Below are 14,610 nucleotides of genomic sequence, written 5' to 3'. Positions count from 1 at the left end.
TGATTCTACTGGCTCACATCCATGTGAGAATAAGTAAAAACCGAGCAAAGCTTCCGCGTCCTGCTCACGCCCCTTACCGACATCCGTGTAGATAACAAAGAGTTAATCGCCCTAGGAAGAACCCTTTGGGCAGCGCATGTTTGGCATTTATACTGCGTTATCGCCTATTTATGGGGAACAACCACACTGCATAGGCGCTGCCTTGCCTAAATACCAAACAGTCTGTTGCAAAATCAATCACGAAAGGTCAACACGCCTTAGTAATCAAAAAACTTTAAACCCAAGTAATAAAGGAGGGGATTTATTACTTGGGCAGAGCCTATTATGCGTTTTTAGGTACTTCGATTTTAAACAGTAGAGTATAAAGTACGGGTACGACAATGAGTGTGAGTACAGTTGCAAATCCTAATCCGAACATGATTGTGACGGCCATAGATTGAAAAAATACGTCAAACAGTAAAGGGATCATACCTAAAATAGTTGTAATTGCAGCCATTGCAACAGGGCGGACACGGCTTACCCCAGAGTCAAACACCGCTTGGTATGGGTCTTTTCCACTGGCTAGCTCAAGGTTGATTTGATCAACTAATACAATGCCATTTTTTATTAACATCCCGCTTAAGCTTAATAAGCCTAATAAAGCCATAAAACTAAATGCGGCGTTCATTAATAATAGCCCCGCGCTTACACCAATAATTGCCAGCGGCACCGTTGCCCAAATAACGAGAGGCTGTTTAACCGAGTTAAATAGTAATACAGTCACTGCAAACATAGCTAAATAACCCAGTGGCAGCGAGCCAAATATTGCTTTTTGCGCTTTGCTGGATGACTCAAACTCTCCACCCCATTGTAACTCGTAACCATGGGGTAATGTAATTGCTTCTATATCAGCACGAACCCGGGCAAATAGTTTAGCGGGGGTCTCGTCGCCAATAACGTCATGATCGGCCATAACAGTGATTGTACGCTTTCGGTCACGGCGCATTATTAAACTATCTTCCCACTCAACAATAAAATCATCGACTACTTGAGTAACCGGAACAAATACACCTAAAACAGGGCTGTAGATTTGTAAGTCACGTAAGCTTTCAACATTGAGCCGTTCTTCAGCAGGTGAGCGGGCAATAATAGGCAATAGTTGCGTACCGTCTTTGTATACACCTACCTTTTTACCGGATAAGCTGGTTAACAGTAATTGATCTAAATCTGTTTTTCCGATGCCTAAACGACGTGCTTTTTGCTCGTTTAATTGAGGGCGGATTAATTTAGAGCGTTCACGCCAATCATCACGTACATTAAATGAACCTGCGTCACTACTTAATATGTCTTTAGCTTGTTTTGCTAATTGGCGTAATATGACAGGATCTGCCCCTGAAAAACGAGCTTCAATTTTTGCATCTGTTGAAGGGCCAATTTCCATGCGCTTTACTTTTAATTTAGCATCGAGAACATTATTGTATTCATAATCACGTACTTTTTTGATCATGGTAGCAACGGCTTCTCTATCTTTTACGCGAATAATCAATTGTCCGTATGCGGGATATGACTTTTCAGGTGCGTAAGTAAGCATAAAGCGCGGAGCACCTTGGCCGATGGTCGTTGTTACATCTTCAACGAGGGGATCTTTTTGTAAAAAGGCTTCAAGTTTTGCTACACCATCTAATGTAGTATGAATGTCAGCACCTTGAGCATGCCAGTAATCAACATAAAACATAGGCGTATTTGAAGCTGGAAAGAATGATTGCTTAATAAACTTAAACCCAAATATAGCGCTTATTAACAGCACGACCATAAGGAGTAATGTTGTTTTACGAAATCGCATCGAGTTACTTAGTAAGCTTTTATATAGGTTAAAGATCACTCCTTGATAAGGGTCATCATCGTGGCTATCTTCTTTAACTTCAGACTGCTTAAACATTAAGTCAGCGTAAAAAGGGGTTAACGTTATGGCGGTTATCCAGCTAAGTAATAGTGAAATTAACAACACCCAAAAAAGGCTTCCAGCAAACTCCCCACTGGCATCAGCGCTTAACCCAATAGGAGCAAATGCAGTGATGGCAATAACCGTGGCACCGAGCAGTGGCCACTTCGTTTGCTCTACAATGTTTACTGCCGCTTTAATTTTTGTTTGACCACGCTTTAGGTTTATCAAAATGCCTTCGGTCACAACGATTGCATTATCAACGAGCATGCCAAGCGCAATGATAAGTGCACCTAAAGAAATTCGCTGTAAGTCGATTGCAAATAGTTTCATAAAGATGAAAGTACCCAGAACCGTTAATAATAAAATAGCGCCAATTAACACACCACTTTTAATTCCCATAAAAACTAAAAGTACAACGATAACAATACCAATAGCTTCTAATAAGCTGATAATGAAGCCATCAACTGACTTTTCGACTTCCACGGGCTGGTTATATACGGTGTTAATTTCCATGCCATGGGGGCGTTGATACTCCATTGATGCTAAATGGGCTTTTATATTCTTACCAATATCGACAACATTAACACCAGTACTGAAAGATACGCCAACCAGTAACGTTTGCTGTTGGTTAAAGCGCATAATATTGTTAGGAAGTTCAGCGTACTCTCTATAAACCTTCGCTACGTCACCTAAATAAATTAGCTCGCTCGCACCTGGTTTTGAAATAAGTAAACTCTCAAGTTCTTTAACGTCTTTAAATTCACCTGTTGGGTGCAAGCGAATTGATTCGTCACCAACGCGGACTTTTCCTGCATTAGATACAGTATTTTGTGATTGTAATAATTGATAAATTCTATTTGGTGCTATACCTAACTGAGCGAGTTTTCGAGTTGAAATTTCAACCATTACTTGCGCTTGTTGTTCACCAGCAACAGTAACTTTACTTACGCCATCAACGAGAACGAGTTCACGCTTTAAGTAATCAACGTAATTTTTTAGCTCATCATAAGAGTAACCATCGCCCGTAACAGCATACATAACGCCATAGACATCACCAAAATCATCCATTACGGTACTTGGGTATACACCACTTGGTAAAGCGGAGGCTTGATCGTTTATTTTACGGCGTAATTCATCCCATATTTGTCGCAGGTCTTGTTTGCGGTAAGTACTTTTCATCTCAACCGTAATTTGTGATTTACCAGGGGAGGAAATACTAGTCACATAATCTACGTAAGGTAATTGTTGGATGGCGTTTTCAATAGGAAATGTAACTTCTTCTTCAACTTGTTGCGGTGATGCACCGGGATACAGAGTAATAACCATCGCTTTTTTTAGTGTAAATTCAGGATCTTCTAATTGCCCTAAGCCTAAATAAGAGACTGCTCCGCCAATTAAAAGTAGCAGTGCGAACATCCAGCTAATTACTTTTCTTTTTATGGTAAGTTCAGCAATACTCATATTATAAGCCTCGCTCTTTTTGCCAAGGACGAACTTGCATACCTTCTTTTAAATAATGCACACCCGCTGCAACAACCTGTTGATCTTTTGTAACACCAGAAAGAACCTCTATTCCGCTTTTATGGAGTTGACCAACTTCTACAGCTTGTTTAGTTACTTTTTCGCTAACAGCGTCGTAAACCCATACGTAACTATTGTTGTTTGAAGACTCCGTTGGTTCTGAAAATACGGCTTCAACAGGCAATAATGCATACTGTGATTGAGAGTGAGTGATCTTACTTAAATCAATATCAACACGACCAGTCATGCCCGCGAGTAAATTGAAGTCTTTTGGCACAGGTAAAGAAAAAACCACTTTATATGAAAGTGTAATAGGGTCTGCCTGCGTATCAAATTCTTTGATTGTGAGTGTGTATGATTTATTTTGAAAACCATCAAATACCACACTAGGCTGATAGTTTGCGTCTTTATCTATACGTGCAATGAGTTTTTCAGGTACTTGAATAACGACGTCCATGAGATCGCGAGTCTCAAGGCGTAAAATATTTTGTTTCGCTTGGATATTTTCAAAGTTTTTAACAAATACTTTTGCCACAGTGCCGCTAAATGGCGCACGTAATTCACTATTATCTAAATTTGTTTGAGCTATTTTTAATGCAGATTCCGCCACCTGCTTATTAGCAAGTGCCTGATCAAGTTCAGATTGACTGGTAATTGATTTATCAAATAATTTTTTTATGCGGTCAAGTTGAGAGTGTGCTAATTCGTAGCGTGCTTTACGTTCTTCGTATTGCAACTGAAAATCTTCAGGATCTAATTTAGCTAGTAATTGATCTTTTTCAACATGCTGTCCAGCCAGAACTGGAAACTTAAGTAACTCACCATTTACTCTAAATGCTAAATATGACCCTTGATTAGCCACAACTTCAGCAGGAAAACTTCGAATCGTTTCGTCAGAGTCACTACCAACCTTAAAAAGCTTAACGGGTCGAATTGTAGCTTGCTGATCGACTTGAATTGGATCTTCTTTGCAGGCAATTAAAGTGAGCATTAATGCTGAGAGTAAAAAGGCAGGCACCAGTTTCATTATCTTCTCCGTGTCATAAAACAATATATTACGTGCAGCATACGCCGCAAACATATAAAATAAAAATTATTAAATTTTAAAAAGATCATAAATAAAAATAATGATGTTTTGGTTGAAGTTATTATGAACCTAGTCCAATTAAAAATGCTCGATGCGATAGTGCGCACTCAAAGTTTATCGCAGGCTGCACTTGCGCTGCATAAATCCCAACCCGCTTTGACACTTGCAGTAAAAAAGCTTGAAAATGAAGTGGGTTTTGAATTACTTGACCGTAACTATTATCGTCTCCAATTGACCGAAAAAGGGCGTATTTTTCATCGAGAAGCAGCACTATTATTAGGTGCTGAGTCTCATTTAATGCAATTAGCCAACGAATTGGCACTAGGGAATGAAGCAAATTACAAAATTTGCTATGAGCAACTATGCCATCAACCGTTTTATAACGATATTATTTGTGATGCGTTTGTAAAGTATACAAGCACGGAGTTTAGTGTAACAAGCGGTAAGCGGTTTGCGTCTTTAGAGCAAGTAAATAAGGCACAAGTGGATTTGGGGATTGGTCCTTGGTTTGATTTATTTCATGCAACAGGAGATTTAGAGAGTCTACCTATTGGGAAGTTAGACATAGGCATTGTTAGTGCTAATGGGTTGTTACCAAATAAAGTTGACTATGAACAATTACAGCAGTACCCATGTTTAGCCATGTTTGAAAGTGATATGAGTTTTGATAGTGAACGTCTATCTTATTCGAAAGGGTCTGCGATGATGAAAATAGATGACGTTTCGACATTAAAGTCATTTTTATTATCAGGCGCAGGTTGGGCAATAATAAGCCTTGCTCATTGTCAAAATGAGTTAGATAGTGGTGCATTACAGCAAATAAACATAATCGATAGGGAGCACACTTTTAGTGCTCAAATTCGTGTTTTTAGACAAAACTCAACGCATCATGGGCCTGTTGCAAGGGCTATATGGCGTGATTTTAAACGCTTAAGTAAAGAATATTTAGGGAAATGATATGGAGTTAAGCAAAGAAGAAAAGATTTATACTGTGATGGCTAATATTCCATTAGGGAAAGTAGCCAGCTATGGTCAAGTTGCTGCAATGGCTGGGTTGCCTAGCAACGCACGGTTAGTAGGGCGTTTATTAAAACTGATGCCAAAAGATTCTACCATTCCATGGCATCGTGTTATCAATAGTCAGGGTAAAATTTCTTTCCCTGAAGGCTCTTCACAGTATATAACACAACACCAATTGCTCATCTGTGAGGGAGTGACGTTTAAAAATAACCGTGTAAATATGCGAATTTACCGCTGGCTTTAAATTAGCGCGTTAATAAATATCTACTAATTGAAATATAGTGACAAACGCAGCCTGCAATCACAAAAATATGCCAAACAGCATGGCTAAACTGTCGGTGTTTTGCGCTGTAAAAGAATGTTCCTAAGCTATAGAATATGCCACCTGCAAGTAACCACCATAATGCATTAACGTCTACATTTAAGTACATAGGGTAGATGATTGCGACTGCAAACCAACCCATTAATAAGTATGTTGATAGTGAAACTTTTTTACTTTGGTTTTTGACTACTAGTTTATAAACGACTCCGCCAAGTGCTAAAGACCAAATAAATAATAGGGTGGCAACCGACCATATACCTTGTAGTGATAGCACTAAAAATGGGGTATAGGTTCCTGCAATGAGAATGTAAATAGCGCAGTGGTCACATTTTTTATAAAATGCGCGAACTTCGCTCCTTGTACTTGCGTGATATAAAGTTGATGATAAAAAAAGTAGAAATAAACTTGTGCCGTAGATCCCCGCACTTATTATTTCTGCATAGTTTTGTGCTTTTGAAAGCAACTCCCACAACACATAAATTGAAAATAGAACGCCAGCCCCGTGAGACACGGTATTAAGTTGCTCTTCCTTTGGGGAATAAGCATGATCAATCGACATATAAAGCTCTAAAAATAATAATCAAAAACGAGTTTCAGTGTACAAGTGTACGCTGAGTTTGGCAATCTAAATTAATGCACTACTTTTTGGTTTTTTTGACTAAAATGATTGGTTAAAAATATCATACAATGAATGGTGTATGAATTTTAATTTATTTATTTCTTTTTAAATCAGTGGTTTATTTTTTATTTTCTAGTTGGCACAACCTTTGATTAAGTAATAGCGACTAACTTAATAACACAACAGGGAATACCATTATGAAAAGCATTATTAAATCAGCAGTAGCAGCACTTTTAATTGTCGGTTCTACACATGCAAGTGCAAATGAAGGTGAGTTTGAGATTACACAAGTATTAACACAAAATATAGCAAGCTATATAAAGACGATGAATAAAGAATTAAGTAACTCACTGAAACAAAGCCTATCAATTAATTCGCAGTTATTGATGACTGAAGTTGTACAAAACACAAGCCGTACTCAGGGTTCAGATCTAGAAAAAATAGTAAAAACTGAGTTGGTAGCTGTTCAATCTCAATCAAATGAAGGGTAATCTAATGAGCAGTGAACTAGGATTATTAGCCTTAATGTTAGCACCTGTTTTCAGTTTATTAGGTGTATATGCATCGTTTGAGCTTATCCGTAATGTGGGGCAGTGGTTTAATATCTGTTAAACAGGTATAACAACAGTAGGTGAATTGATCTTATTTACTGCAAGGCACGTAGAGTAATGCATAGTTAATTGATGTAGTAGGCCTTATGAAACGTGCAATCTTTCCATTACCTGTTTTTTTATTACCACATGGGTATACACGATTACGCATTTTTGAACAGCGTTACCTTGACATGGTCAAAGAGTCGCTCAAAAGTGGGAGTGGTTTTGTATTATGCCAATATGATATTGATTGTTACCTAAATACACCTACCCGCGGTTGCCTAGTTGAGATCGTCGATTTTACCTTAGATGAAGGAGGGGTTTTAGTTATTGACGTGGCGGCGATGTATGCTGTTGAGATAACAGATGTGGTTCAAGATAAAAATAAACTACGCTATGGTCAAACATCGAAGACGAAAGAACCAAATTGGTTCACAGAGCCCCACACAATTGAACGCAGTGATACATGTTTGGTGAGCGCACTAAAAGATTTATTTGCAGATAATAAGCAACTGCGTAATTTGTACCGAGAAACCCAATTTGATAACTTTAATTGGGTGATTGCACGATGGCTTGAACTTCTTCCTATTTCAATAGATAAAAAACAACAGCTTGCGTATAAATCTGACTTTGCGAATATCCACACTTTCCTACATACTGTCATTAATAACGAATTTACCTAAATATATATGATCCATATGTTCTTCAGATGCGTATTGAAAAATAAGAACATTAAGGGGAATATAAAAATGGTGAGTCAACAACCGTCAATACGTTGTAAACCTAGAACAGGTAACTACACTGCCATGCCAGATACACCAAGCAAAGAACTTGCTGATGCTCTATTCGCCGTTGCTACTAAAAGAGACAAAAAAGCATTTTCTTATTTATTCGCGTATTTTTCACCAAAAATTAAACGTTTCGGTATAAAACAGTTTAATTCTGAAGCACAAGCTATGGAGCTTGTACAGGAAACACTCACTTCAGTATGGCGAAAAGCTCACTTATATAACAACGATAAGGGCGCTGCGACAACGTGGATTTACACTGTTATGCGAAATGCCTCCTTTGATATGCTTCGTAAAATGAAAAGTAACAAAGAGGATAATATCAGTGAAGATATTTGGCCTTTAGTTGAGCAAAATGAAAATGATGCCCATGAGTTTAGTGATCACCTCGAAGATAAGCAGATAAAGGGTTATCTTGATAAATTGCCACAAGCCCAAAGAGATGTTGTACGTGGCGTTTATTTTCAGGATATGTCACAAGAGCAACTTGCAGAGCAACTGAACATTCCAGTTGGAACAGTTAAATCTCGTTTGCGTTTAGCTTTACAAAAGTTACGAAATGAGATGGGAGATAAAAATGATTAAACACCATCCAACTGATGCTTTATTAACTCAGTATTGTAATGGAACATTACCTGCTAGTTTAAGTGTTGCAGTGTCTATCCATATTGATATGTGCTCTTGTTGTAGAGACAAGGTTGAAGCTATTGAAGCGAGTAATGCGAGCGAAGTATTTATTAACAACCAAGAAGATTTTTCCGAACAAATAGATTTAGAAGATGCAGGGCTATTAGAATCTATCATGCTAGATGATGGCATTGATGAAGTGTATGAAGTTAAAAAGCAGGAAGTTTCTGTAAATGAACAATCATATGAGCTACCACGTGCGTTGTCTCGAATTGCTCATAGTAAGTTTATGCAAATGGGCAAACTTTCTAGATCACGTATAGCGTTAGACGATGGCGCCCTTAGATCAAGTTTACTTCATATTGCTGCTGGTGGCGAAATACCAGAGCATACTCACACAGGCTTTGAATTAACTTTATTGCTTGCCGGTGAATTTAGTGATGAATCAGGAGATTATGTTGCAGGAGATTTTATGCTTCTAGATGGTCAGCATCAGCATACACCGGTAACAGAAAATGGCTGTTTATGTTACACAGTTGTCAGTAGTGCTCTACACTTTAATAAAGGTTTGAGTAAACTACTTAATCCAATTGGCAACTTGATCTATTAAGGAAATACATGCAGCAATCGACAATTAAGATAGGAATAAGCGCCTGTCTTGCTGGTGAAAAAGTTCGCTTTGATAGCGGACATAAAAAATCAAATTTTTGTATGGACGAGTTATCTAAACACGTTGAATATACTCGTTTTTGCCCTGAGGTAGCTGTAGGGCTTCCCATACCTAGGCCTACAATCAGGCAAGTTCGAGTTGGTGACACAATAAAAGTATGTCGCCCAGATGGCACAGGAGATGTTGGGCCTAAGTTAACCGAATATGGTAAAAGAATTGCAACAGAGCAGGCTAGTCAATTGAGTGGGTTTGTTTTTTGTGCGAAAAGTCCGAGCTGCGGTATGGAACGGATTAAAATTTACAATGAGGCTGGTACCGGCAATACATCTGAAGGCGTCGGCTTTTTTGCTGAACAGATTATGTTGCATAACCCGCTGCTTCCTTGTGAAGAAAATGGCAGGTTAAATGATATGCACTTACGGGAAAACTTCGTAATGCGAGTTTATACTTACAAAAATTGGCAAATTTTACGAGAGCAGCCAGTAAGTGTACATCGTTTAACTCAGTTCCACTCCCAATACAAGTACTTACTAATGGCTCATAATTACCAAGCTTATAAAGACTTAGGTAACTTACTTGGTACTTTTGATGGTGCAGATAGTGAATCACTTGCAGATTCCTATATTTCGGGGCTAATGGCTGCATTAAAGAGGCCTGCATCACGCAAAAATAACAGTAATACTCTTATGCATTTGCAAGGCTATTTTAAAAAGGTACTTTGTAAAGTTGAAAAACAAGAACTTAGAGATGCGATTGATGAATACAGAGAAGGACTCGTGCCTTTATATGTGCCTTTAACATTAGTAAAGCACCATTTAAAAGTTCACCCTAATGAGTATCTTGATAAGCAAGTTTATTTCAATCCTTATCCTCATGATTTAAAGCTGAGATACGGTATCTAATGAAGACAGTTTTTTGGTTTAGGCGCGATTTGCGCCTTTTTAATAATCTAGCATTATACGATGCGATTGAAAGTGGTTGTAAAAATGCCATTTTTTTTATTACCCCCACGCAATGGCGCCAGCATAATGTTGCACCTATCCAAATAGATTTGATAAAACGTAGAGTTGTATTTCTAGGTGATTTGTTGGCTAAACATGGCATCAAATTGCATGTAATTGATGCAGGAACTTACAACGAATGTGTTTTACTTTTAGATGGTTTTTGCTCGGCTCATAACATCACACAAGTTTTTGCTAATAAAGAATATGAATATAATGAGCAGCAGCGAGACGCCGACTTTATTTCAAGGGCAGACAAGCATCAGATAAAATGCACTTTTTACGATGGCGACGTAATTGCCCCACCTGGTACAGTTGTAACTAAAACAGGTGAAATGTATAAAGTTTTTACACCTTTCAAAAATACATGGCTGAAACTACATCAAGATACACATTTTCATTTTCGTCAATTTCCCCAGTGCTTTGCAGAAATAATTTGGCAACCACCAGCATCACTCGAAAGTGACAATAGCTCTGAAAAATGGCCTGTTGATGATGCCTCCCTCAGTGGTGTTATTGCGCGTTTTATTGATAAAAAATTGGTTAGTTACAAAGACACTCGTGATTTTCCTAGCATAAAAGGAACATCGGGGATCAGTCCATATTTGGCACTGGGTATTGTAAGCGTTCATCAACTTGTCGCGCTTGTTCAACAACAACATGTAGATGTATTGACTAGTGCAAAAAGTAACTTATTCACTTGGGTTAATGAGTTGGTATGGCGAGAGTTTTATCGCCATTTGATTGTTGCTTTTCCAGATTTAAATAAATATAAAAACTTTAATGAAAAGTACGATGCAGTTAAGTGGCGAGCAGACGATAACGATTTTACAGCGTGGTGTGAAGGGCGAACTGGCTATCCGCTTGTCGATGCTGCAATGCGCCAGTTATTAGAAACAGGCTGGATGCATAATCGTTTGCGAATGGTTGTTGCGAGCTTTTTAACTAAACACCTTTTAATTGATTGGCGAAAGGGTGAGCGCTTTTTCATGACACACCTAATAGATGGCGATCTAGCATCTAATAATGGTGGTTGGCAATGGGCAGCGAGTACAGGGTGTGATGCGCAACCATACTTTCGGATCTTTAACCCAATTACTCAAAGCGAAAGATTTGATCCAAAGGGGGAATTTATTCGTAAATATATACCTGAACTGGAAAATGTGCCGGATAAACAGATTCATTTTCCGCATGAATATTTAGCGAAGATGAATAAGAAAGAGGTATATTGGCCAGCTGTTGTTGATCACAAAGCCGCACGTGAAAGGGCTTTAAACGCTTTCAAGGTATAATTGTTTTAAGGTATAAAATGCGCGAACAAAAAATTGAGAATTTTGTCAATATTTATCAACAGCTAAGTAAAGATAGCCTACATTTACTTGACGATATTTATCATCCATCAATCTGTTTTTCAGACCCATTGCATACTGTTAATGGTTTAGATGATCTTCACAGTTACTTCGCCGATTTATACAGTAATGTAACTGAGTGTCGGTTTGATATTTCAAGCTTTCATAGCGTAGATGATGACGCTTTTTTATATTGGACTATGTACTATCGTCACCCTAAATTAGCATCGCACAAAGAAATCGCTGTTCAGGGTCATAGTCATCTGGTTTTCGATGGGAACAAAATAAAATTGCACCGAGATTACTTTGATGTAGGTGAGCTATTGTACCAACAAATCCCATTAATAGGCCCCGTTATTAAACTTATCAATAAGCGAGCGACACAATCATGATTACACTCATTACAGGTGCGACTTCTGGTATTGGTGAGGAGCTTGCAAAGCAATATGCTGCTCTAGGTGATCGCGTTATTGCTTGTGGTCGCAATGAGGAAAAATTAGCTCAATTGTCAGGTTATAACAACATTGAGGCATGTAAATTTGATGCTACCGATGTTGATGCAGTGAAACAGGCAACAGCTCATTACGAACAGTTTGACCGTGTCATATTAAATGCCGGAAATTGTGAATATATTAATGATGCTCGAAATTTCGACAGCGCTTTATTTACGCGTGTCGTTACAACAAATCTACTCTCAATGGGTTATTGCCTTGATGCTTTATTACCAAAAATAAAGTCAGGTGGACAATTAGTTATAGTTAGTTCAAGTGTTACTTATCTACCACTACCTCGCTCTGAGGCATATGGAGCTTCAAAAGCGGGAGTAAGTTATTTAGCAAAAAGCCTTGCTGTTGATTTAACTGATGTCGATGTATCGCTCGTTCATCCAGGCTTCGTTAAAACCCCACTTACACAGAAGAACGATTTTCCGATGCCTATGGCAGTGACGGCAGAAAAAGCGGCCGATTATATTATTAAAGGCGTTAGCAAACGCCGTAAGGAAATTCATTTTCCGTATCGATTTACTTTAATATTAAAGTGTTTACGCGTGCTGCCACTCCCTCTGTGGTTAAAGCTTGCAAAAGGATTATCACGTTGAAAAAAATAGCAATAATAGGTTCCGGCGTATCCGGTTTAAGTTGTGCTCATTTGTTACATAAACAGTACGATATCACCATTTTTGAGAAAAATAATTATATTGGTGGGCATACTGCAACAGTAGATGTTGATGTTAATGGTAAAAATTACGCCATAGATACCGGTTTCATCGTATTTAATGACCGTACATATCCTTACTTTGAAAAACTATTAAAGCGTATTGGCATAGAGCGAAAGCCGACTGAAATGAGTTTCAGTGTTCATAATGAAGAAACAGGCTTTGAATACAATGGCCACACGTTTACCAGCCTATTTGCTCAAAAACGAAATATTTTTCGTCCTCGTTTTTGGAAGCTACTGGCAGATATCGTCCGCTTTAATAAATTATGCAAGGTTCTACACCATGACAATAAATACACGCAGGGTCAAACTCTGGGCAATTTATTAGATGAGCACGGATTTAATGATTTTTTTCGTTATCATTATATCTTGCCTATGGGCGCAGCGATTTGGTCTACCAGCATAAAAGAAATGAGCGGCGTAGGCGTTGAATTTTTTGTAAAGTTCTTTTTTAATCATGGGCTTCTTGATATTACTAATCGCCCTCAATGGTACGTAATACCGGGTGGTTCCAGAGAATACATAGCGCCATTAATAAAAGGTTTTGCTGATAATATAAAGTTAAATAGCGATATAAAGTCAGTGGTAAGGAGGGGCCTAGGTGTAACGCTTTCTTTTGCCGATGGTCACAGTGAAGAGTTTGATAAAGTAGTATTTGCATGCCATTCAGATCAAGCTCTTAAATTATTGGATTCGCCTACAGATGATGAAAAAAAGGTGCTAGGTGCTATTCCTTACACTGAAAACTCAGTTATATTACATACAGATACGCGACTATTGCCAAAGCGTAAAGCGGCTTGGGCAAGCTGGAATTACCTGCTCAATGATAATGTAGATAAAGCTGCTGTTGTGACATATCAAATGAATATTTTGCAGGGAATTAAAAGTGACACACAGTTTTGTGTGACACTTAATCATAAGCAAGGTATTGATAAAGAAAAAATACTTCGTGAATTTACCTATTATCATCCTGTATTTAATAAAGCGTCAATTGCAGCCCAGCGGCAAAAAAAATTAGTTGATGGCGAAAATAATAGCTATTTTTGCGGCGCTTATTGGTATAACGGATTTCATGAAGACGGCGTTAAAAGTGCGGTAGATGTTGCGCGTCAGCTTGGTGTTGAGTTTGACTAGCGCGGTGTATATTGGTGATATAAAACATCGCCGATTTGCTGTTAAATCCCATTATTTTAAACACCCCATCTATATGATGTGGGTGGATCTTATTGATCCTGAATCACTCAATAATATACATAAAGGGTTGGGCACTAAAGGGTTTAAAGCGCTTAAGTTTAATCAAGCAGATTATCTTAATCAAGACGAAAATATACATGAAACTATCTCCGATCGTGCATTTAAAAAAATAGCCGAGTTGGGGGTTTCAGATATATTTGAAAACGTATACATGCTTGGTCAGTTACGGTGTTTTGGTCTTTACTTTAGTCCGGTTAACTTTTTCTTTTATCAAAGCAAGTCCGGTGATTTCACCCATATGGTCGCAGAGGTAAGTAATACTCCTTGGAATGAGCGGCATTATTATTTAGTACCAATAGAAAAAAAAGTGAACTTTAAGAAGGTTTTTTCCGTATCACCTTTCATGGATTTAGATATGAACTATCATTGGAATACGCGTTTTAAGAACGATAATGCAATGATTCATATAGAAAACAAAAAAGATGGCACTGTATTGTTTGATGCGACGCTTAGATTAAAACGCCAATCATTGAACAATGAGAGTGTATCTGCACTTTTAAAGCAATTTCCAGCAATGACGTGGAGTATTTTCAAAGGGATATACGTCCATGCTTTTAAATTATTTTGTAAACAAGTGCCATTTATTGGGCACTCAGGTAAAGGCAGCTAATCTGCAT

15 protein-coding genes are annotated in these 14,610 nt (G+C 38.1%); 12 read left to right on the top strand and 3 right to left on the bottom strand.

Features of this window, described 5'->3' with window-relative positions:
• Window positions 1-322: 322 nt before the first annotated feature.
• Both A7967_RS07575 and A7967_RS07570 read right to left on the bottom strand, forming a co-directional pair.
• Window positions 323-3,385 (bottom strand): efflux RND transporter permease subunit, encoded by a 3,063-nt coding sequence (locus A7967_RS07575; protein ID WP_054203790.1) that lies wholly within the window; start codon window positions 3,383-3,385, stop codon window positions 323-325.
• Between the two features lies 1 nt (window position 3,386).
• Complete coding sequence (locus A7967_RS07570) at window positions 3,387-4,472, bottom strand: efflux RND transporter periplasmic adaptor subunit (RefSeq protein WP_054203789.1); 1,086 nt, start codon at window positions 4,470-4,472, stop codon at window positions 3,387-3,389.
• A 123-nt stretch (window positions 4,473-4,595) separates the two neighbouring features.
• Here A7967_RS07570 and A7967_RS07565 point away from each other — a divergent pair, with 123 nt between their 5' ends.
• Both A7967_RS07565 and A7967_RS07560 read left to right on the top strand, forming a co-directional pair.
• Window positions 4,596-5,489: a LysR family transcriptional regulator gene (locus tag A7967_RS07565; RefSeq protein ID WP_054203788.1), complete on the top strand. Its 894-nt coding sequence runs from the start codon at window positions 4,596-4,598 to the stop codon at window positions 5,487-5,489.
• A 1-nt stretch (window position 5,490) separates the two neighbouring features.
• Window positions 5,491-5,796: an MGMT family protein gene (locus A7967_RS07560; RefSeq protein WP_054203787.1), complete on the top strand. Its 306-nt coding sequence runs from the start codon at window positions 5,491-5,493 to the stop codon at window positions 5,794-5,796.
• Between the two features lies 1 nt (window position 5,797).
• On the opposite strand, the gene trhA is transcribed toward A7967_RS07560, so the two are convergent.
• Window positions 5,798-6,433, bottom strand: a complete 636-nt coding sequence (trhA, locus tag A7967_RS07555) for a PAQR family membrane homeostasis protein TrhA (protein WP_054203786.1) — start codon at window positions 6,431-6,433, stop codon at window positions 5,798-5,800.
• Window positions 6,434-6,690: 257 nt separating this feature from the next.
• Here trhA and A7967_RS07550 point away from each other — a divergent pair, with 257 nt between their 5' ends.
• The 10 genes from A7967_RS07550 (at window position 6,691) to A7967_RS07505 (ending at window position 14,603) form a co-directional block, all read left to right on the top strand.
• Window positions 6,691-6,984, top strand: a complete 294-nt coding sequence (locus tag A7967_RS07550) for a hypothetical protein (RefSeq protein WP_054203785.1) — start codon at window positions 6,691-6,693, stop codon at window positions 6,982-6,984.
• Between the two features lie 206 nt (window positions 6,985-7,190).
• Window positions 7,191-7,769 (top strand): LON peptidase substrate-binding domain-containing protein, encoded by a 579-nt coding sequence (locus A7967_RS07545; protein WP_054203784.1) that lies wholly within the window; start codon window positions 7,191-7,193, stop codon window positions 7,767-7,769.
• 66 nt (window positions 7,770-7,835) lie between these two features.
• Window positions 7,836-8,459 carry a sigma-70 family RNA polymerase sigma factor gene (locus A7967_RS07540; RefSeq protein ID WP_054203783.1) on the top strand — a complete coding sequence of 208 codons (624 nt, stop codon included), beginning with the start codon at window positions 7,836-7,838 and terminating at the stop codon, window positions 8,457-8,459.
• Complete coding sequence (locus A7967_RS07535) at window positions 8,452-9,111, top strand: ChrR family anti-sigma-E factor (RefSeq protein ID WP_054203782.1); 660 nt, start codon at window positions 8,452-8,454, stop codon at window positions 9,109-9,111. Before A7967_RS07540 ends, A7967_RS07535 begins: the two co-directional genes overlap by 8 nt.
• Before the next feature lie 8 nt (window positions 9,112-9,119).
• Entirely contained in the window at window positions 9,120-10,073 is a 954-nt protein-coding gene (locus tag A7967_RS07530) for a YbgA family protein (protein WP_054203781.1), read from the top strand.
• The gene (gene phrB, locus A7967_RS07525; protein WP_054203780.1) at window positions 10,073-11,464 is read left to right on the top strand and encodes a deoxyribodipyrimidine photo-lyase; all 1,392 of its coding nucleotides are present in this window, start codon (window positions 10,073-10,075) and stop codon (window positions 11,462-11,464) included. The genes A7967_RS07530 and phrB overlap by 1 nt, the downstream gene beginning before the upstream one ends.
• Window positions 11,465-11,481: 17 nt before the next feature.
• Complete coding sequence (locus A7967_RS07520; protein ID WP_054203779.1) at window positions 11,482-11,913, top strand: nuclear transport factor 2 family protein; 432 nt, start codon at window positions 11,482-11,484, stop codon at window positions 11,911-11,913.
• The gene (locus A7967_RS07515) at window positions 11,910-12,620 is read left to right on the top strand and encodes an SDR family NAD(P)-dependent oxidoreductase (protein ID WP_054203778.1); all 711 of its coding nucleotides are present in this window, start codon (window positions 11,910-11,912) and stop codon (window positions 12,618-12,620) included. Before A7967_RS07520 ends, A7967_RS07515 begins: the two co-directional genes overlap by 4 nt.
• Window positions 12,617-13,873, top strand: a complete 1,257-nt coding sequence (locus tag A7967_RS07510; RefSeq protein ID WP_054203777.1) for an NAD(P)/FAD-dependent oxidoreductase — start codon at window positions 12,617-12,619, stop codon at window positions 13,871-13,873. The genes A7967_RS07515 and A7967_RS07510 overlap by 4 nt, the downstream gene beginning before the upstream one ends.
• A complete protein-coding gene (locus A7967_RS07505; protein WP_064435594.1) occupies window positions 13,866-14,603 on the top strand; it encodes a DUF1365 domain-containing protein in 738 nt (245 codons plus the stop codon). Before A7967_RS07510 ends, A7967_RS07505 begins: the two co-directional genes overlap by 8 nt.
• Window positions 14,604-14,610 lie beyond the last annotated feature (7 nt).

It is taken from the genome of Pseudoalteromonas neustonica (genome assembly GCF_001653135.1).
GTDB classification, from domain to species: domain Bacteria; phylum Pseudomonadota; class Gammaproteobacteria; order Enterobacterales; family Alteromonadaceae; genus Pseudoalteromonas; species Pseudoalteromonas neustonica.
Note: the sequence above shows the minus strand (reverse complement) of the source record. Positions and strands in the feature narration are given on the sequence as shown.